This window comes from Glaciimonas sp. Gout2 (assembly GCF_035018905.1).
In the GTDB taxonomy this organism is placed as follows: Bacteria; Pseudomonadota; Gammaproteobacteria; order Burkholderiales; family Burkholderiaceae_D; genus Glaciimonas.
This window is the reverse complement of sequence record NZ_JASJXA010000001.1, coordinates 415,263-434,990: the sequence shown is the minus strand read 5'-3', so window position 1 is coordinate 434,990 and position 19,728 is coordinate 415,263. Positions and strand designations below refer to the sequence as shown.

Genomic DNA, 19,728 nt, shown 5'->3' with positions numbered 1-19,728 from the left:
CTTATTTCTGTAGCGGAAAACTACGATCGAAACCATTGGAAACACTGATCTTATGCTGGATGATACCCGCTTCCGCATAAACGTCGGCAGTATGTTGCTGGGTTTTGATCACAGTATCATCAATCGGTATCCATTTGCCCTGTCGCCGCTCCCAGGATAGTTTGGCTACTTCTTTTGGTACACCAATAAGTTCGGCTAATGACGCGGAATAGGCATCTATATGATCGTTAGACCAACGTTGAGATCGCACCAGGCGTTGCAGCAGATCCTGTAGTGCAGCGTGTTTGGGTTTGATGGCGTCCTCATGGACGATCAGATAACTAAGCCCGGCTGACAAGCCGCGCCCATTCACAACAATTTTCGCGTGGTCAGTCAGTTCAGCCGTTGCCGTATAAGGCTCCCATGTCGCCCAGGCATCAACGGAATTGCCAGCTAACGCCGTCTTGGCGTCAACTGGTGACAAAAATCTAAAAGAAACATCACTGGCCTTGAGGCCAATAGATTGAAGCGCGGCCAGCGTCAGATAGTGACCAATGGAGCCTTTTCCGGTAGCGATGCGTTTTCCCTTCAAACTGGCCGGGCCGGAAAGTGGAGAATTTGCATTGGCAATAATGGCTGTACCAAAGGGATCTGATTTGTTCACTCCTATCGCTTTGAGCGGTGCGCCAGCCGCCAAGGCAAATACCAGTGGTGCATCACCTGCGTAGCCGACGTCGACTGCGCCAGCATTTAAAGCTTCCAGTAACGGCGCTGCGGCCACAAACTCCGACCACTTGATGTCATAGGGCAGATTTTTAAGTTCACCGGCGGCTTCCAGTTGCGATCTTAAGCCGCCTTTCTGATCCGCTACCTTGAGTAGTATTCTGGCCGGTACATCGCCCGCTGATGCCAGTGAAGTGGCTGCAAGACCAAGCGTCATCAAGCTAAGTCCGATGAAACGTTGCAAGCGAACACTGAATAGATTGGACATTTACTTCTGCTTTCGTTGAGCGATACGATCGGCGCTGCGTGCAGCAACTAGTTGCCGTGTTAGCGGTATCAATTTTCGGCCGTAATCGATAGCATCCTCCAATGGATCAAAGCCGCGGATCAAAAATGTCGACACACCAAGATCAACGTAATCTAGCAGCGCATGGGCAACCTGTTCCGGCGTCCCGACCAACGCTGTTGAATTGGATCGCCCACCAATTTCTTTGGCAATCGCGGTCCATAGGCATCTATCGTGACGATCGCCGCGTTCCGCTGTCGCTAACAGACGCCGCGCACCTTCGCTTTGTTTTGAATCACCCGATGCGCTGCTTAAACCACTGGCTTTACGAATACGCCTGGTTTCCGCCAGGATACTTTCAGCGCGTGCCCATGCAGCCTCTTCCGTATCTGCCAGGATGGGGCGGAATGACACAGAAAAGCGTGGTTTGCGACCGTGTTTTTCCGCTTCCGCGCTGACTTGGCGAATGATGTCTCGTACTTGTTCATGGGTTTCTCCCCATAGCGCATACACGTCGGCATGTTTGCCCGCGACCTGCACGGCGGGTGGTGAAGCCCCGCCAAAATAAATGGGAATATGCGGTTTTTGTACTGTCCTGACTTCAGAGTAACTATTTTTGAATCGGTAATATTTTCCCGCATGGTCGAACGGTTGATCATTGGTCCACACTTTGCGCAAAATGCCGAGATATTCATCAGTGCGCGCATAGCGTTCATCGTGGGATAAAAAATCGCCATCGCGTTGCTGCTCTTCATCGTCACCGCCAGAAATAATATGTACCGCCAATCGTCCACCACTGAGTTGATCAAGCGTCGCGAACTTGCGCGCTGCCATTGTAGGTGCAATAAAGCCGGGGCGGTGGGCAAGCATAAAACCGATTTTTTTCGTGGCAGCGGCAGCGTGGGATGTCACCAAAAATGGATCGGCATCGGATGAGTGCTGCGCGATCAAAATCCGATCAAAACCTGATTGTTCATGCGCTTGTGCAAAGCGTGCGATGTAATCCGGATCCAGCGCCGGTCCTTGTGCCGGATGAATTTCAGATACTTTTTTCGGACCGATCATACCGATGAATTCGATGCTCATAGTGGCTCCTGACAAAGCTGACGTAAGTGTAAAGAGTCAGGCTAAAGGATCGTCTTAGTAATCCCAACGAATAATTCCGTATGTCGATATGCGGCCGATCACCAAAGAAAATTTTGCGCGGGAACGTAATGTGCCATAACGCATCTAATCACCCATTAGTGTTGTGGTCATTTTGGAAACTCAATAAAAACTAGATAATTTGACAATATTAAAGTGCGTTTTTTGAAGAGAAAAGAGGTTATCGTGCAAACTAAATGCCCGCTTTTCTATTAAACTTAGGAATAAATTCTGAAGAGGTACGAGTCAATTTATTATGAAAATAGATGATATAGACGCTTTTGTCGCCACCGTGCGATGTCAATCCATTAGCTTAGCTGCAGAAGCATTGCAACTAACGCAGTCTGCGATCACTCGCCGCGTACAAAACTTCGAGGAAGAATTGGGTGTTGAACTGCTTGATCGCACCACTAAACCACCGCGCCCCAATCCCATGGGAAAAGTGGTGTATGAACAGTGCCGCGTCGTACTGCGCGAAGTTGAAGAGCTGCGCGATATGGTGGGAACTGAAGTTGCCCCCGTCGGTACTTTTCGCCTTGGTATTACACAAGCCATCGGCGACGTTGTTCTATTGGATGCACTTAAGCAACTCAAAGGTACTTATCCGGAACTGAGCACGCAGGTATCGACCGGATGGGGAACGCAATTAGTTGCCAAGGTCGCCAACGGCGAGATGGATGCCGCAGCAGCGCTGTTTCCTTCCACTAAGGTGCTTCCTGATAATGTTATTGGTGAGACATTAGGACGTGTTGAATTGGTGGTGGTTGCGGCGAAGGGAATGATGACAAAACGCAGTTATAAACTAAAAGACTGTCATGATATTGGTTGGGTCTTAAGTCCGGATGGCTGCGGTTTTCGTGCGGTGTTACAACGGGCGCTGATCGGTCAGGGATTATCGTTCAAGGTTGGCCTGGAATCTTTCGGCGCTGATCTTCAACTTGGTCTGGTTGCCGCCGGACTTGGTTTGGGTTTTATGCCAGTCCCGCAACTGGAGCGCAGTGCGCACCGCGATCAATTGGATATCATCAATATTAGCGACTTTAAGTCGGTCCTCGATATCTGGCTGATTCAATCACGTTTGCCAACCCCGTTGCAGCAAGCAGTTGATTTTTTCAGTAATTCGGTTGCCACTGCTTTTTCAGACAAAGCAACGGTTTTAGACATAAAGCCTCGTCGGCAGCGGGCAGCTTAATAGGTTACCCCTTTTTTTGAAGGGGCAACTTATTCGATAGGACGGGTGAATAAAGCTATTCCTATAATTGATATTATTTGGATAAGATTATTCCCTCCCCAAAAAAATGCGGTGCCGCACCAATTGGATGCGCATCAAATTAAAATAGCGCATTCCCGTCTTCAATTCTTTATCAATCTTCGATAAACCGTTACGGTCAAGGCCAATTCATATTGGCATAAGATTTGCTTAGTAGTGATTAACAGAGTCAATGATGATTCCGTACTATCAACTATTACGCAGATCTAAAGAAGGATCTGCCAGGACAACGGCGTCCACCTAGCTAGGTATTTTTACCGAGCTAAGTGGGCGCCTTTTTGTTTTTATGGGAAAAAGATCATGACCAGCAAAGCTACCAGCATCAAACTTTTTAGTTTTAGTACGCCGCAAATGCGCGCCTTCCATCTGACCTGGATGGCTTTCTTCGCTTGCTTCTTTGCATGGTTTGCCTGTGCACCCTTGATGCCCGTTATTAAGGGCCAATTCGGTTTAACTATCGGGCAAATCGCCAACATTAATATTGCCGCAGTCGCCGTGACGATTTTGGTTCGTTTAATTATCGGGCCAATGTGTGATCGCTACGGCCCACGTAAAACGTATACCGGTCTTTTGCTGCTAGGAGCGATTCCGGTATTCGGCGTGGCGTTCTCGCAAAGTTATGAAAGTTTTCTATTCTTCCGTTTATGCATCGGTGCGGTGGGTGCCAGCTTTGTGATTACGCAATATCACACCTCAGTGATGTTTGCGTCGAACGTCGTCGGGACTGCCAATGCTGCTGCCGCCGGTTGGGGTAATGTCGGCGGTGGTGCTGCGCAAGCATTGATGCCATTGTTGTTGGCCGCGGTGTTAATGCTCGGCGTCAGCGAAACCATGGGATGGCGCCTTGCGCTGTTGGTGCCGGGCGTATTGATGGTGATCATGGGTGGCGTGTACTGGCGCTATACGCAAGATTGTCCTGAAGGTAATTATGCCGAGTTGCGCGCTAAAGGCATTACGGTAGAAGGCGGCAAAAAAGGCGGCTGGGCCAGTTTCCGCGCCGCTAGTCTTAACTATCGTGTATGGCTGCTGTTTGTCACTTACGGCGCTTGCTTCGGTGTAGAAATTTTTATTCACAATATCGCCGCCATCTACTACGTTGATCATTTTGGTCTGTCATTGAAAAGCGCTGGTATGGCCGCAGCAAGTTTCGGATTGCTCGCATTGTTCGCCCGTGCTTTGGGTGGCTGGTTATCCGACAAAGTGGCGTTGGGTGGCAACTTGAATACTCGCGCCACACTGTTGTTCGTCATGATGGTTGGCGAAGGTTTGGGCCTGCTCTGGTTTTCACATGCAAATAGTGTGACGTTGGCGATCTGCGCGATGTTGACTTTCGGCCTGTTCACCCACATGGCATGCGGCGCAACGTATGCATTAGTGCCGTTTATTGATCGTAAAGCATTGGGCGGCGTAGCGGGCATCATCGGCGCTGGTGGAAACGTCGGAGCGGTTTTGGCGGGGTTTTTGATGAAGGGTTTGGGCGACGTTCAAAGCACCTTGAGTGTGCTGGGTATTTTGGTCACAGTCTCCGCACTGTGCGCCATCGCGATTCGCTTTAGCGCGGCACACAATGCCACCGAGCAAGTCCTCGACAGCAACACCCTGGCCGCTTAAGGAGCCGCAGATCATGAAAATTATCGTCGTTGGTCATGGCATGGTGGGCCACAAATTTCTGGAAAGCCTGGCTGATAGTGGCGCTCCACATCTGGAAGTAACCGTCTTGTGCGAAGAGCCACGCCCAGCATATGACCGGGTACACTTGTCAGAATTTTTCTCTGGAAAATCAGCAGAGGATTTGTCATTGGTTCCTGACGGTTTTTTTGAGCGCGATAATATTTTGCTCAAACTGAATGCCAAGGCCAGCGTCATTGATCGTGTTGCCAAAACGGTGACAGTGAGTACCGGTGAAACGCTGCCTTACGACAAGCTGGTCATCGCTACCGGTTCTTATCCTTTTGTGCCACCGGTGCCGGGGAAGGATCGTAAAGATTGCTTTGTGTATCGGACTATCGAAGATTTAGAGGCGATGCTTGAATGTGGTCGTCGCTCAAAAACCGGCGTCGTTATCGGCGGCGGTTTGCTTGGATTGGAATGTGCCAAAGCCTTGCGCGACATGAATCTGCAAACGCACGTGGTTGAATTTTCACCACGTCTGATGGCAGTCCAAGTCGATGAGGGCGGTGGACGTGTTTTGCGCGCCAAGATAGAAGACCTTGGCGTCACCGCGCATACGCAAAAAAATACAGTCGAAATCGTCGATGGCGAGACCGGCACACACCGCATGAACTTTTCTGACGGCAGCCATCTTGATACCGACATGATCGTGTTCTCTGCCGGTATTCGTCCACGTGATGAATTGGCGCGTGTCAGTGCGCTGGCAGTGGGCGAGCGCGGCGGCATCGTGATCGACAATAGTTGCCTGACCAGTGATCCTGATATCTACGCGATTGGCGAATGCGCACTATGGAACGGAAAGACTTTTGGTCTGGTCGCGCCAGGTTATGACATGGCACGTATCGCAGCCAAACATCTGCTGGGCGAAAACGCCGAATTCAACGGTGCCGATATGAGCACTAAACTCAAATTAATGGGCGTCGACGTTGCCAGTATCGGCGATCCGCACGGCAATGTTCCCGGTAGCCGTTCGTATCATTTCACCGATGAACGCAAGCAAATTTACAAGAAGATCGTCGTCTCCGATTGCGGTAAATTTTTGCTAGGCGGCGTGATGGTTGGTGATGCCAGCGAATATGGCACGCTGTTGCAAATGATGCTGAACCGCATAGAACTACCCGAAGCGCCTGAGTTCCTGATTCTGCCGCAAGCCGACGGTAACGCCAAGCCCGGTTTGGGTGTCGATGCGTTGCCGGATGCGGCACAAATTTGCTCGTGCAATAACGTCTCCAAAGGTGATTTATGCGCAGCAGTATGTGGCGGCGCAACGAATATCGGCGACCTGAAAAGTTGTACTAAGGCAGGTACTTCATGCGGCGGTTGCGTGGCACTCGTCACGCAGATCATGAAGTCAGAAATGAAGAAGCAAGGTCTGGCGGTTAACAACCATGTTTGCGAACATTTTCCCTACAGCCGTCAGGAGCTTTATCACCTCGTCAGAATCGGCAACATCAAGACTTTTAATGCATTGATCAGTCAGCATGGAAAAGGCTTGGGTTGCGATGTGTGCAAACCGGTAGCTGCCAGTATTCTGGCTTCTTGCTGGAACGATTTTGTGCTCAAAAAAGAACACGCTGGCTTGCAGGATTCGAACGATTATTTCCTCGGTAATATTCAAAAGGATGGTACCTATTCTGTCGTGCCACGTATGGCTGGTGGCGAGGTCACGCCCGATGGTCTAATCGCAGTCGGTCAGGTCGCAAAAAAATATGGCCTATACACCAAAGTCACTGGCGGTCAGCGCATCGACTTGTTCGGCGCGCGGGTTGAGCAATTGCCGCCGATCTGGGAAGAATTGATCGCAGCAGGTTTTGAATCAGGTCATGCGTACGGCAAGTCGCTGCGTACCGTTAAATCATGTGTCGGTTCAACCTGGTGTCGATATGGTGTGGACGACAGTATGGGTCTGGCAATTGCGCTGGAAAATCGCTACAAAGGTTTGCGTTCACCGCACAAAATCAAATTTGGCGTATCCGGTTGTACGCGCGAATGCGCCGAAGCGCAAAGCAAGGATGTCGGGATCATCGCCACCGAAAAAGGCTGGAATCTGTATGTCTGCGGCAATGGCGGCATGAAGCCACGGCACGCTGAATTATTGGCCTCCGATCTGGATAAAGCGACGCTGATTCAGACTATTGATCGGTTCCTGATGTTCTATGTTCGCACCGCAGACCGTCTGCAACGCACCAGTGTCTGGCGCGACAATCTTGAGGGCGGTCTTGATTATCTGAAAGAAGTGGTCTTGCAAGACAAGCTACACATTGCAGCCGACCTGGAAGCAGAAATGCAGGCAGTCGTCGATACGTATGAATGTGAATGGAAAAAAGCGGTTAACGATCCAGAAACACGTAAGCGTTTTCGCCATTTCGTCAACACCGATCAAGTTGATGAAAACGTCGTCTTTATGGAGGAACGCGGACAGATTCGTCCGGCAACGTTAGTTGAGCGATCGGCCCGTGTGATTCCGATTATTCCGATAGTGGCTGCGCTTGCAGAGACGGTCTGATTGCTCGACCATTGAAATCAGGAGAATAAATATGCATAGCGATACCCAATTGGGGCAGCTGGATAACTGGATTTCTGTCTGCGAACTCGACCAGATCTTACCAAACACAGGTGTGTGTGCATTGATCAACGGCGCGCAAGTGGCGCTGTTTCATGTCATTGACGGTGAAGACCGTGTATTCGCGATTAGTAATTTTGATCCCCATTCTCAGGCATCGATTTTGTCGCGTGGCATGGTCGGCAATCTTGGTGAGCGTATCGTCGTAGCATCGCCGATGTACAAGCAACACTTTGATTTGCAAACCGGAGAATGCCTGGAATCTCCAGAACACTCGGTCAGCGCCTATCCGACGCGGGTTGTCGACGGAAAGGTGTGGGTCGGCGTATGACCACAACACCAGGCAAGCAGGCTAATCGAACAAAACCATCGCTGGTGGTCATCGGTAACGGCATGGCTGGTATGCGCACGGTTGAAGAGTTACAAAAGCTGGCACCGGATTTGTACGACATTACCGTGTTCGGGGCCGAACCGTATGGCAATTACAACCGCATATTATTGTCGCCCGTGCTCGCTGGCGATAAAAGTGTGGAAGACATTATGTTGCATACACGCGAGTGGTATCAGGAAAATAATATTACGTTGCATGCCGGTGATCCAGTTGAGATGATTGATCGGCGTCGTCGCCTTGTGCGTTCGCGCGCAGGTCTTGAGGTCTCGTATGACCGACTGTTGCTGGCTACCGGTTCCACCCCTTTTATTATTCCTGTACCGGGACATCAATTGCCGGGCGTGATTGCGTTTCGAGATATTCAGGATGTAGAAACTATGCTGGCAGCCGCACGTGATCATCGCCATGCGGTCGTGATCGGCGGCGGCTTGCTGGGTCTGGAAGCCGCCAACGGATTGCTGCGTCAGGGGATGGACGTTACCGTAGTGCACGTGTGTGATAGTTTGATGAATCAACAGTTGGACAAGCCAGCATCTGCGCTCCTGAAAAAAGCGTTGGAATTAAAGGGCTTGCGCATCATGCTCGATACGCATACCAGCGAAATCCTGGGGTCCGAGCGGGTGACAGCCGTGCGGTTTAAAGATGGTAGTGAGATACCGGCTGATCTGGTCGTCATGGCGGCAGGCGTGCGACCCAATATTGCCCTCGCGAAAAAAGCCCTTCTGCATTGTGATCGCGCGATTGTGGTTGACGATACATTGCAAACCTATGATCCACGGATTTATGCAGTTGGCGAATGCGTCCAGCATCGCTTGTCGACGTTTGGTTTGGTCGCGCCGATTTGGGATCAGGCGCGGGTGTGCGGTGCGCATCTGGCTGGTGCTGGTCATCGTCGTTATATCCAGCAAGCGACCGCGACCAAGCTCAAAGTAACCGGCGTTGATCTGTATTCTGCTGGCGATTTTATTGGTGGTGATGGTAGCGAAGATCTAGTGCTGCGCGACCCACGTCGCGGTATCTATAAACGATTGGTATTGAAAGGCAATCTGATCGTGGGAGCGGTACTATACGGAGATGTGAAAGATGGTCCGTGGTATTTTGATTTGATTCAAAACAAAACCGATGTCTCCTCGCTGCGCAATCAATTACTATTCGGCCAGGCGCTATGCGTCCAGGCCGCTTGATGAGGAATCTCCCGTGAATCTCTCCCAGCCTCCGCTGTCATCTGCGCTGTCATCTCTTGAGGCATTCAAAGGCGACCTGATACCAAAAAGCGTATTCACGACATGCCCTTACTGCGGTGTCGGCTGTGGTGTTGCCGCTACAGTGCTGGCTGATGGAAAAATCGGCGTCACAGGAGACGCTGCGCATCCTGCGAATAAAGGGCGTTTGTGCGTCAAAGGTTCGGCATTGGATGAAACGGTTGATCTTCAGGGCCGCCTTCTCTATCCGCAGATTAGGGACGCCGTCACCAATTTGATGCAGCGTTCAAGCTGGGATCACGCGCTGGATAAAGTAGCGTCGGGATTCAATGACATCATCGCCCGTCACGGCCCGGACGCGGTGGCGTTTTACGTATCCGGTCAGCTACTGACCGAGGATTATTACATCGCCAATAAGCTGATGAAGGGTTATATCGGCAGCGCCAATATCGATACCAATTCGCGTCTGTGCATGTCATCAGCGGTAGCGGGGCATAAGCGTGCGTTTGGTGAAGATCTGGTGCCGGTGTGTTACGAAGATCTGGAACTGGCTGACGTGGTGGTATTGGTTGGGTCGAACACCGCCTGGTGTCATCCCATCCTGTTTCAGCGCATTACCAAAATCAAAGAATCTCGACCAGATATGAAACTGATCGTGATTGATCCACGCCGCACCGCGACCTGCGAGTCTGCCGATTTGCATCTGCCGGTCAAGTCAGGAACCGATGTCTGGTTGTTCAATGGATTGCTGCACTATCTGGCAAATAACGGCATGACCGATAGCGGCTTTGTTGATGAGTACACTAATGGTTCCAGCGAGGCGCTTGCCGCCGCCGCAGCCAGCAGCCCTGATCTGCTCACCGTCGCTAAGATATGCAAACTTGACCCCCAAGATTTGCTAACGTTTTATCAGCTATTTGCCGGATCAAAAAAAGTCATCACTGCTTTTTCGCAAGGTGTTAACCAATCGTCGTCCGGCACCGACAAAGTCAACAGCATTATCAATTGTCACCTGATCAGCGGACGTATCGGTCAGCCCGGCATGGGACCATTTTCGATTACAGGCCAACCCAACGCAATGGGTGGTCGTGAAGTCGGTGGGCTGGCGAACATGTTGGCTGCGCACATGGATCTGGATAATCCGGCCCATCGCCGCACGGTTCAGACCTTCTGGGATTCGCCCCAGATTGCCGATAAGGTCGGACTGAAAGCGGTTGATCTGTTCCAGGCAATCGAACAAGGTAAAGTCAAAGCGGTGTGGATTATTGCCACCAATCCGATGGTCAGCTTGCCGGATGCCGATCAGGTGCAACGCGCCCTGTCCAAATGCCAGCTCGTGGTCTGCTCCGATATCATTGAAAAAACCGACACCAATGCGTTTGCTGACGTGCTGTTACCCGCTTTGGGCTGGGGTGAAAAAGACGGGACAGTAACCAATTCAGAGCGCTGCATCTCGCGTCAGCGTGCATTTTTGACCGCACCTGGAGAAGCCCGCGCCGACTGGCAAGTATTGTGCGATGTAGGACAGCGCATGGGGTTTGGCGGATTTGATTTCAGCAGCCCGCACGAAATTTTTGATGAGCATGCACGCTTAAGCACTTTTGCTAATGGCTCGGCCGCAGGCGATGTCACGCCGCGAGTGTTTAATATCGCTGGCCTGACCGGCATGGATAAAGCGCAATTTGACGCTTTGCAGCCTATCCAATGGCCAGTGTCGCGTGACGCGGCAGGTGAGCTGATCAGTACTCAACGACTGTTTGCAGATAACCGTTATTCCCACCCGGATGGCAAGGCCCGCTTTATCGCCACGCCACCGCGCGCGCCGATGCATGCGACGGATGAAGACTTTCCGCTTAACCTGAATACCGGTCGTGTGCGCGATCAGTGGCACACAATGACCCGTACCGGGAAATCAGCAAAACTGGCTGATCATGTGCCGGAATCTTTTATCGACATGCATCCGCAAGATGCATTGTTATACGGCGTGCGTGAAGGCAGTCTGGCGCGTGTTTCATCAAAGTGGGGTGCGATGGTGGCCCGGGTGCAACATGGCGGCGGTATCGCCCGTGGCAGCATTTTTGTACCCATTCACTGGAGTAATCAGTCCGCATCCGATGCGCGTATTGGTGCCGTGGTCAATCCCGTGGTTGATCCGGTTTCCGGCGAACCAGAGTTCAAAAATACACCCGTCAGAGTCGATGATTTTCCGGTCGCCTGGCACGGCTTTATTCTCAGTCGTAAGGAGCTGGACTTGGATAGCGTGACACACTGGACGCGGATTCAGGGACGCACATTTGCGCGGTATGAATTCGCCGGTCGAAATATTATCAACGACCATGGACAGTGGACGCGTGAATTATTAAAAATCGCCGATCCTGATGCTGACTGGCTAGAATACGCCGATACCACCGCAGGCGTGTATCGGGCAGCGCATCTGGTGGACGATCGGATTGATATTTGCGTATTTATTTCTCCGCGACCAGATCTTCCATCAAGAGCCTGGCTGGCGAGTTTGTTCGCAAAAGACTATCTTGAAGATGCAGATCGCGTCGGCCTTTTGATCGGGCAACCAATTGAAAAAGGGGCAGATGCGGGACCGACTGTCTGCTCGTGTTTTGGGGTTGGGCGCAATACGATTTGCAGTGCTATTCGTGAGCAAGGATTGACGACGGTGACGCAAGTGACGACTTGTCTCAAGGCTGGCGGGAACTGCGGATCTTGTGTTCCTGAGATTAAAAAATTACTGGCTACTACGCTGGTGGAAGAAGCGGTATCCCACTAATCACCGCACGGTGAAGAAAGCGAGGCGACAGTTCAGTCGGCAAAGTGTCTATTGCAATGTCACGCCGCGCCGTTAGAATAGCGGCATGACCGCCTCTACTTTCTTCCCGTTACAAAGTCCTTTTGATGAAGGCTATCTTGACGTCGGACAAGGGTATCGCCTTTGGTTTGCGCAATATGGCAATCCTGACGGCATTCCGCTGCTTTGGTTGCACGGCGGACCCGGCAGCGCCAGTAGTCCACGCCACCAAATATTTGCCGATCCGTCGGTCTATCGGCTGATCCTGTGCGATCAGCGTGGTTGTGGTCGCAGCACGCCAACTGGCGCAACCAATTACAACAATACCGAACGGCTACTACAAGATATAGATGCACTGCGTCACCGTTGCGGCCTAGGGAAAATCCTTTTAGGCGGCGGCTCGTGGGGCGCTTGTCTGGCGCTGGCTTACGCCCAACGTTGGCCGTTAAACTTGCTTGGTGTGGTGTTACGTGCGCCTTTTCTAGCGGGAAATAGTGATATTGATCGGTTTTTTCAACCCCGCCCTGATATCGCGGATACAGCGTGGGAGACCTTTGCCGCGCACGTACCGGCGCATGAAAGATCGCAGTTGTTACCCTATATCGCGGACCAGTTTTCAACCGACGGTTCACAGGTGTCGGTGCTGGCGCAAGCATGGCATCGCTACGAGGCAAGCCAGGATCAGCCTGAGGTGATCGTTGAAGCCAATTTTGATTATGTTGAGGTGGAGAAGCTGACGCAACGCTATCGAATTCAGGCACATTACCTGATCAATCATTGCTTCCTGAATGAGGCAGATTTGCTGGACGCAGCGGCCAGTTTAAGCAGTTTTCCGGTTGCTATCCTGCAAGGCCAGGATGATCGGATATGCGATCCCGACAATGCGGTTAGATTGCATGCGCGAATAGCAGGAAGCCGCTTGCGCATGGTCGTGGGTGCTGGCCATAATCCGTTCCATCCCGATATGGCGACAGCATTGTTAGAGGCGCTGAATTGTTTTGCCTTGGACGGAAATTTTGAACATTGGTGACCAGGTAATGAATTGGTGATTAATTGATGCACATAATTATTTCTTTACAGCCAAGGGTGTAAAACCATCATTCAGTGTCTTCAAAAACACAATGACATCCTTGATTTCAGCATCAGTTAACGCTGGACTTCCGCCGATCTTTCGATCGAATGGCGGCTCAACGTTGACGTTAGCGTGATATTGCAACGGCAAATCATTGAATTTCATAACCTGACCATTCTTTCCACGGGGATACCATTTCTGCGGTTGGGTATCGCGTTCGACGTAAAATTTCAACACCTGTTCCAGACTTTTGAAAGCGCCGTTATGGAAAAAAACTCTGCGCGTAGCCACATTGCGCAACGAGGGTGTTCTGAATAGTCCGCAATATTCTGTTTTGTCGCGCAAATCGGTCCGATCAGGCCCGCATAAACCCATATCAAAAAATGCCGGATCAGCATTCGACGGGATGTGCATATTGCGCGGTACGCCGATCGCAATCAAACCATAGTCAGTAAATTGCGGAAATCCGCCATCCGGTTTGATCGCGCTGATATGACAAGACGCGCAATTACCTTTGGCGGGATCATTGAATAGGGCCAGACCACGCAATTCCTGTTTGTTGAGCGCTGTTTGATTGCGTAGAAAGGCATCGTATTTGCTGTTGTAGGGATAAAAATCTGCAGGGCTTTCCTGAAAGATTTCCAGTGCCATTGTTGCTTGTGTGAACGCGCTCTGCGGATGATCAAAAATATCCTGACCTAACGTTTGTCGGAACAATACAGCGTAGGAAGATTTTTTCAGTTTCTCTACAACAGCGGCCGGATTGAGATTACCCATTTCGTGGGCTGACAACAAGGGAATCGCCGCCTGATCGTGCGCTGAAGAGGCACGACCATCCCAGTTACGACCACCGGTTGGACCGGCATCGATACTATCGTCACCGTCATTGTCATAAAAGTGTTCAGTAAAAGCCGGGACGTTTTGCAGATAGCGCAGAGAGGGGACCGCCCTGGTTCCCAACGTTGCCATTTTCTTGCCGCCCAACTGGACCGCCAGATTGTTCGGTGGTCCAAAGGCGTGATCGGGACTATGGCAAGAGGCGCAAGATAGCTTGCCCGAGGCCGATAATGTGCGATCAAAAAACATCACACGGCCCAACGCAGTCATCGCTGCGACGCTGGGTTGCTTCTTAATGTTTGGCGCATAGGCGGCTCCAAGCGAAGCGGGCGCTGTCTGATTTACGGTGTTGGATGCCAAGCTAGTCGCCAAGGCGGCACTTGGTCCGATGCCAATGACGATTAAAACGGCGATGCCACGCAACCAGCTAGTTCCAATACATGGCTTTAACGATGTCATCAGATATTTTTGCACGGCGGAGTTGGTGCTGATTGAAACATCTTTCGGTTCTCGGTCCATGTTGATGGAGTGCAAGATTATCATTTTCCTGTGACTGTTATATGACGGCCTACCCTACTATCCTAATATGACACTATTGATCATATCCGGTGCGTAGAGTGATAGTTGTAATTAGTTGCACTTAATTGTAATTTTGATATTATATTATTTCTCATGCGACCTAATTCATAACGTTGACATATTAGAAGATTACGATGGCTTTTTTTGTCGCTTTAGGAATGTAATGAACCCATTATTTTATCCACTCAAGTTGTCGCTATCGATAGTGATTTTGTCGTTTGGGCTCAGCGCTTGCACAGGCATTGGCAATACTGATTTTGCGGGCAACTTGGGTGGCAATCCTGGTGATATGACCACTGGGCAGGTAATCGGCAGCTACTATGAAAATGCACGGGTTTGTTTTGAAGATAAGGTAAAAAAAGCCACCTGTGATGCGCGGTCCGCGATTGTTAAAACAGGCGGCGATGGATCGTTCATGCTTCCCGGCTCTGCGGTGCTTCCAGTCGTGGCCATGATCGATAATGAATCGATTGAACATGAAGTACCTGGTGATTTAGGTAATGAAGTAGGCCGCACATTGATTTTTCGTGCGCCATCAGGACACACGCGCTTTATCAGTGCGATATCAACGGAACTTGCCGCAGCGATGGACACCAATGGTCGTAATTTTGTGGACGCCAGCACAAAATTAGCCGCAAAATTAACTATAGATCCCGCCACTTTGACGAGTGACTTCAATCAGCTTTCTGGTGAGAATGCAGCAAAAATTCACGCTGAAAATACTGCGGTTACGGCGGTGATAGCATCCGTGATCGCAACTCCGACGGCCACCGCTGTCAATGCCTTTATAGGGGACACACTCAATAAAGCGCTGGCGATGCGCAATATACAGACTGTCGTCGTGATCTATGCCGAGAATCGGGGTTTCGATAATCTCTATGGTTTATTCCCCGGTGCCGATGGTATTCCTGGCGTTAATCCAAGTTCGCGTTCTGCTGCTTATCCACAGAAAGATTTTGACGGTAATACGCTGCCTGCGTTGCCGCCGAGTTGGGGCGGGATGACTGCGGCAGGTCAGACAAAAGTGATTACGCAAGCGCAGACAGCCAACTTCCCGAACAAGCCGTTTCAAATTGACGACGTGAACGGCCCCGTATTTACCGATTCGTCAGTGGTCACGCGTGATCTGGTGCATCGTTTTTATAACAATCAGATGCAAATCAACGGCGGCAAGAACGATCAGTTTGCGGCCTACTCGGATGCTGGCGGTTTAAGCATGGGTTACTACGATGGCAGTAAAATGAAACTGTGGGATATCGCCAAAAAATATACGCTCGCCGATCGTTTTTTCATGGGCGCATTTGGCGGCTCCTTTCTCAATCACCAATATCTGATTTGTGCCTGCGCGCCGACTTATCCGCATGCTGATAACGCCGCTTCTCCAGCCAAAAACAATATTTCGGCTGTTGATGTTGATGCCCAAGGCAACATGTTGCGACTGACTCCCGGCATTGGCAATCCTACTTCTGTACTGAACGGTGCACCGGTCTACCTAAAGGACAGCACGCTCACGCCGAAGGATGCGTCCGGAATGTTTTATGCTGTCAATACGATGCAACCGTTGTATCAGCCAAGCGGTAATGCGGCCAGCGCGGACGCGACGTCCACCTATGCTGACGCCAGCAAAGCGACGACATTACCTGCGCAAACACAGCGCACCATTGGTGATCAACTATCTGCAAAAGGTGTCAACTGGGCCTGGTATTCTGGCGCATGGGATGCCGCGTTAGCTGACGCATCGAGTGCGCGCCGCAACGTCATCTATGCAGGCAAAATTCAGTTCCAGCCTCATCATCAACCGTTTAATTATTATCGCCGTTTCGATCCGGCAACCGCCAGTGGCGTTGCCGAACGCGCAAGTCATCTGAAGGATTTTGACGCCTCTTTTTTACAAGATGCCGCAGCGGGAAAACTCCCGCCAGTGTCTTTTTATAAACCGCAAGGTAACCTGAATCAACATCCCGGCTACGCCAATGTCGCCGATGGCGATGCCCATATCGCCGATGTGATCGCCAAATTACAAGCCAGCCCGCAATGGAAGAATATGCTGATCGTCGTGACCTATGATGAAAACGGTGGTTTCTGGGATCATGTTTCACCACCAAAGGGCGACCGCTGGGGACCCGGAACGCGTCTGCCTGCAATTTTGGTTTCGCCGTATGTAAGGAAGGGTTTTGTCGACCATATGCAATACGACACCGCATCCATCTTGCGCTTCATTACGGGTCGCTACGGGTTGGTGGAACTCGATGGTTTGAAAGCGCGAGACGCAGCGTTAGTGGCGAATGGCGGAGCGGCGATGGGCGACTTGAGTGGCGCGTTGGCTGTGGTGCCTCAGGAGTAGGGAGTTGTTAATAATACTTTGCGATAGCAACATAGCGGCGCCGTGATTGGAAAAACCGGTAAAACGGTCGCCGACCTGAAACAGTGCTTTGGGGATGATAATCTGGATCGCCCCCTCTGTTGCTTCAGCGTTACCGAGGCGTCCACAAACTCGAATACGTAAGGTTATCAATACGATCAACATGGCAACCTTACCCGCACGGACCTAGAGCAAGATGGTCGACCTTACTGCAACACTATTGCTAACAACGGCAATCACTTAACTGCAACCACCAGTGATGCGGGTGCTGTCTGCGTTACTGTGGTAGTTGCTGGGCTCGTTGCCAACGCGGTTCCTGTCGGATGCCAATGCCGATTAAAACCTTTATACCGCACATCATGCTCGTGCCAATGCATTGGTTTAACGATGTAGCCAGATTTTTTGCGTGGTGGAGTTGGTACTGATTGGATATCTTTGGATTCACGTCAACGATAACGGGGTACCCGTATATCATTTCGTGTGGCACCTATATAGCTGGTATTTCATGTAATTGACGTGCTAGAAAAATACTTCTAGCATCAGCGAATTCATATAGTTGACATATTAGGGAATGCTATGGGTTGTTTTGTGGCTTTAGGAATGTGATGAATGCATTTTTTTATTCACCCAGGTTGTGTCTATCGCTGGCTATTTTGTCGTGTGGTCTGAGCCCTTGCAGCGGGATTGTCAACACTGCCTCAGCGGGTATCTTGGGTGGTAATTCCGGAGATGCCACGACTGGTCAGGTCATCGGTGGGTACTATGAAAATGCACGGGTTTGCTTTGAGGATAAAGTAAAAAAAGCGACCTGCGATGCGCGCTCCGTGATTGTTAAAACAGGTACGGATGGATCGTTTAAGCTTCCCGGATCTGCGGTGCTTCCGATTGTGGTGATGATTGATAATGCGGCGATCGAACACGACGTGCCCGGTGATCTAGGTAACGAAGCAGGCCGCACATTCATTTTTCGTGCGCCATCAGGACACACGCGCTTTGTCAGCGCAATATCAACTGAACTTGCCGCAGCGATGGACACCAATGGCGGCAATTTTGCGGATGCCAGCAAAAAATTGGCCGCAAAATTAACTATTGATCCCGCCTATCTTACCGGTGATTTCAATCATCTATCTGGTGAAATCGCAGCAAAAATTCATGCGGAAAATAAGGCAGTCACGGCGGTGATAACATCCGTGATCGCTGCACCGACGGCCACCGCTGACAACACTCCGATCGGGGATACAATTAATAAAGCGCTGGCGATGCGCAACATACAAACTGTCGTCGTGATCTATGCCGAGAATCGCGGTTTCGATAATCTCTATGGTTTATTTCCCGGCGCTGATGGTATTCCTGGCGTTAATCCGAGTTCGCGTACTGCAGCTTACCCGCAAAAAGATTTCGATGGTAATACGCTCCCTGTATTGCCGCCAAGTTGGGGCGGGATGACTGCGGCAGGTCAGACTACCGTGATTACGCAAGCGCAGACAGCCAACTTACCGAACAAGCCGTTTCAAATTGACAACGTCAACGGACTCGTATTTGCCGATTTGTCAGTGGTCACGCGTGATCTGGTGCATCGTTTTTATAACAATCAGATGCAAATCAATGGTGGCAAGAACAATCTGTTTGCGGCCTACTCGGATGCCGGCGCTCTCAGCATGGGTTACTACGATGGCAGCAAAATGAAACTGTGGGATGTGGCGAAAAAATATACACTCGCCGATCGTTTTTTCATGGGTGCATTTGGTGGCTCGTTCCTCAATCATCAATATCTGATTTGTGCCTGCGCACCGACTTATCCAGATGCCGATAACGGCACTTCGCCTGCCAAAAACAGCATTTCAGCTGTCGAGGTGGATGCCAGTGGCAACCTGGTGCGACTGACTCCCGGCATTGGCAATCCTACTTCTGTGCTGAACGGTGCGCCGGTCTACTTAAAGGACGGCACACTCACGCCGAAGGATGCGTCCGGGATGTTTTATGCCGTCAATACGATGCAACCGTTGTATCAGCCAAGCGGTAATGCGGCCAGCGCGGACGCGACGTCCACCTATGCTGACGCCAACAAGGCAACGACATTGCCTGCGCAAACACAACGGACCATTGGCGATCAACTATCTGTCAAAAGTATCAAATGGGCTTGGTATTCCGGCGCGTGGAACGCCGCATTGGCTGACGCATCAAGAGCGCCTCGTAATGTCATCTATGCTGGAAAAATCAATTTTCAGCCCCCTCATCAACCGTTTAATTATTATCGCCGTTTCGATCCGGCGACCGCCAACGGCGCTGCCGAACGCGCCAGTCATATGAAGGATTTTGACGCCTCTTTTTTACAGGATGCCGCAGCAGGAAAACTTCCGCCGGTTTCCTTTTATAAACCGCAAGGAAATCTGACTCAACATTCCGGCTTCACCAACGTCGCCGAAGGCGATGCACATATCGCCGACGTGATCGCCAAATTGCAGGCCAGCCCACAATGGAAGAATATGCTGATCGTAGTGACCTATGATGATAACGGTGGATACTGGGATCATGTTGCGCCGCCAAAGGGCGACCGTTGGGGGCCGGGCACGCGTCTACCTGCAATTCTCGTTTCGCCCTATGTAAGGAAGGGTTTCGTCGATCACACCCAATACGACACTGCATCCATCTTGCGCTTCATTACGCGTCGCTACGGGTTGGTGGAACTCGATGGTTTGAAAGCGCGAGACGCAGCGTTAGTGGCGAATGGCGGAGTGGCGATGGGCGACTTGAGTGGCGCGTTGACGGTGGTGCCTCAGGAATAAAGTATTGGTGGTAATAATTGGGGTGTCAGCGCGGCGGTGAAACGGAGATGGTCAACGTGAATTG

At 50.9% G+C, this 19,728-nt stretch carries 12 protein-coding genes; 9 read left to right on the top strand and 3 right to left on the bottom strand.

The window, feature by feature from the left end:
• Position 1: 1 nt before the first annotated feature.
• On the bottom strand, positions 2-970 hold the full coding sequence (locus tag QN379_RS01980; RefSeq protein WP_322235434.1) for an ABC transporter substrate-binding protein: 969 nt from the start codon (positions 968-970) through the stop codon (positions 2-4).
• Positions 971-2,074: an LLM class flavin-dependent oxidoreductase gene (locus tag QN379_RS01975; RefSeq protein WP_322235436.1), complete on the bottom strand. Its 1,104-nt coding sequence runs from the start codon at positions 2,072-2,074 to the stop codon at positions 971-973.
• 313 nt (positions 2,075-2,387) lie between these two features.
• Here QN379_RS01975 and QN379_RS01970 point away from each other — a divergent pair, with 313 nt between their 5' ends.
• The 7 genes from QN379_RS01970 (at position 2,388) to QN379_RS01940 (ending at position 13,058) form a co-directional block, all read left to right on the top strand.
• Positions 2,388-3,323, top strand: a complete 936-nt coding sequence (locus tag QN379_RS01970; RefSeq protein WP_323505848.1) for a LysR family transcriptional regulator — start codon at positions 2,388-2,390, stop codon at positions 3,321-3,323.
• 378 nt (positions 3,324-3,701) lie between these two features.
• Positions 3,702-5,012 (top strand): MFS transporter, encoded by a 1,311-nt coding sequence (locus QN379_RS01965; protein ID WP_323505847.1) that lies wholly within the window; start codon positions 3,702-3,704, stop codon positions 5,010-5,012.
• A 13-nt stretch (positions 5,013-5,025) separates the two neighbouring features.
• Positions 5,026-7,578: a nitrite reductase large subunit NirB gene (nirB, locus tag QN379_RS01960; protein ID WP_323505846.1), complete on the top strand. Its 2,553-nt coding sequence runs from the start codon at positions 5,026-5,028 to the stop codon at positions 7,576-7,578.
• A 31-nt stretch (positions 7,579-7,609) separates the two neighbouring features.
• Entirely contained in the window at positions 7,610-7,966 is a 357-nt protein-coding gene (nirD, locus tag QN379_RS01955) for a nitrite reductase small subunit NirD (protein ID WP_322235444.1), read from the top strand.
• Positions 7,963-9,210, top strand: a complete 1,248-nt coding sequence (locus QN379_RS01950; RefSeq protein ID WP_323505845.1) for an NAD(P)/FAD-dependent oxidoreductase — start codon at positions 7,963-7,965, stop codon at positions 9,208-9,210. Before nirD ends, QN379_RS01950 begins: the two co-directional genes overlap by 4 nt.
• A gap of 13 nt (positions 9,211-9,223) precedes the next feature.
• Positions 9,224-12,010, top strand: coding sequence for a molybdopterin-dependent oxidoreductase (locus QN379_RS01945; protein ID WP_416348509.1), 2,787 nt, complete (start codon positions 9,224-9,226; stop codon positions 12,008-12,010).
• A gap of 85 nt (positions 12,011-12,095) precedes the next feature.
• Positions 12,096-13,058, top strand: a complete 963-nt coding sequence (locus tag QN379_RS01940) for an alpha/beta fold hydrolase (RefSeq protein ID WP_323505844.1) — start codon at positions 12,096-12,098, stop codon at positions 13,056-13,058.
• Positions 13,059-13,094: 36 nt separating this feature from the next.
• Here QN379_RS01940 and QN379_RS01935 read toward each other — a convergent pair whose 3' ends face one another.
• Positions 13,095-14,396 (bottom strand): cytochrome-c peroxidase, encoded by a 1,302-nt coding sequence (locus tag QN379_RS01935; protein WP_416348513.1) that lies wholly within the window; start codon positions 14,394-14,396, stop codon positions 13,095-13,097.
• A 283-nt stretch (positions 14,397-14,679) separates the two neighbouring features.
• Here QN379_RS01935 and acpA (QN379_RS01930) point away from each other — a divergent pair, with 283 nt between their 5' ends.
• Entirely contained in the window at positions 14,680-16,860 is a 2,181-nt protein-coding gene (acpA, locus tag QN379_RS01930; protein ID WP_323505842.1) for an acid phosphatase, read from the top strand.
• Positions 16,861-17,483: 623 nt separating this feature from the next.
• Positions 17,484-19,664 (top strand): acid phosphatase, encoded by a 2,181-nt coding sequence (gene acpA, locus QN379_RS01925; protein WP_323505841.1) that lies wholly within the window; start codon positions 17,484-17,486, stop codon positions 19,662-19,664.
• Positions 19,665-19,728: the final 64 nt, after the last annotated feature.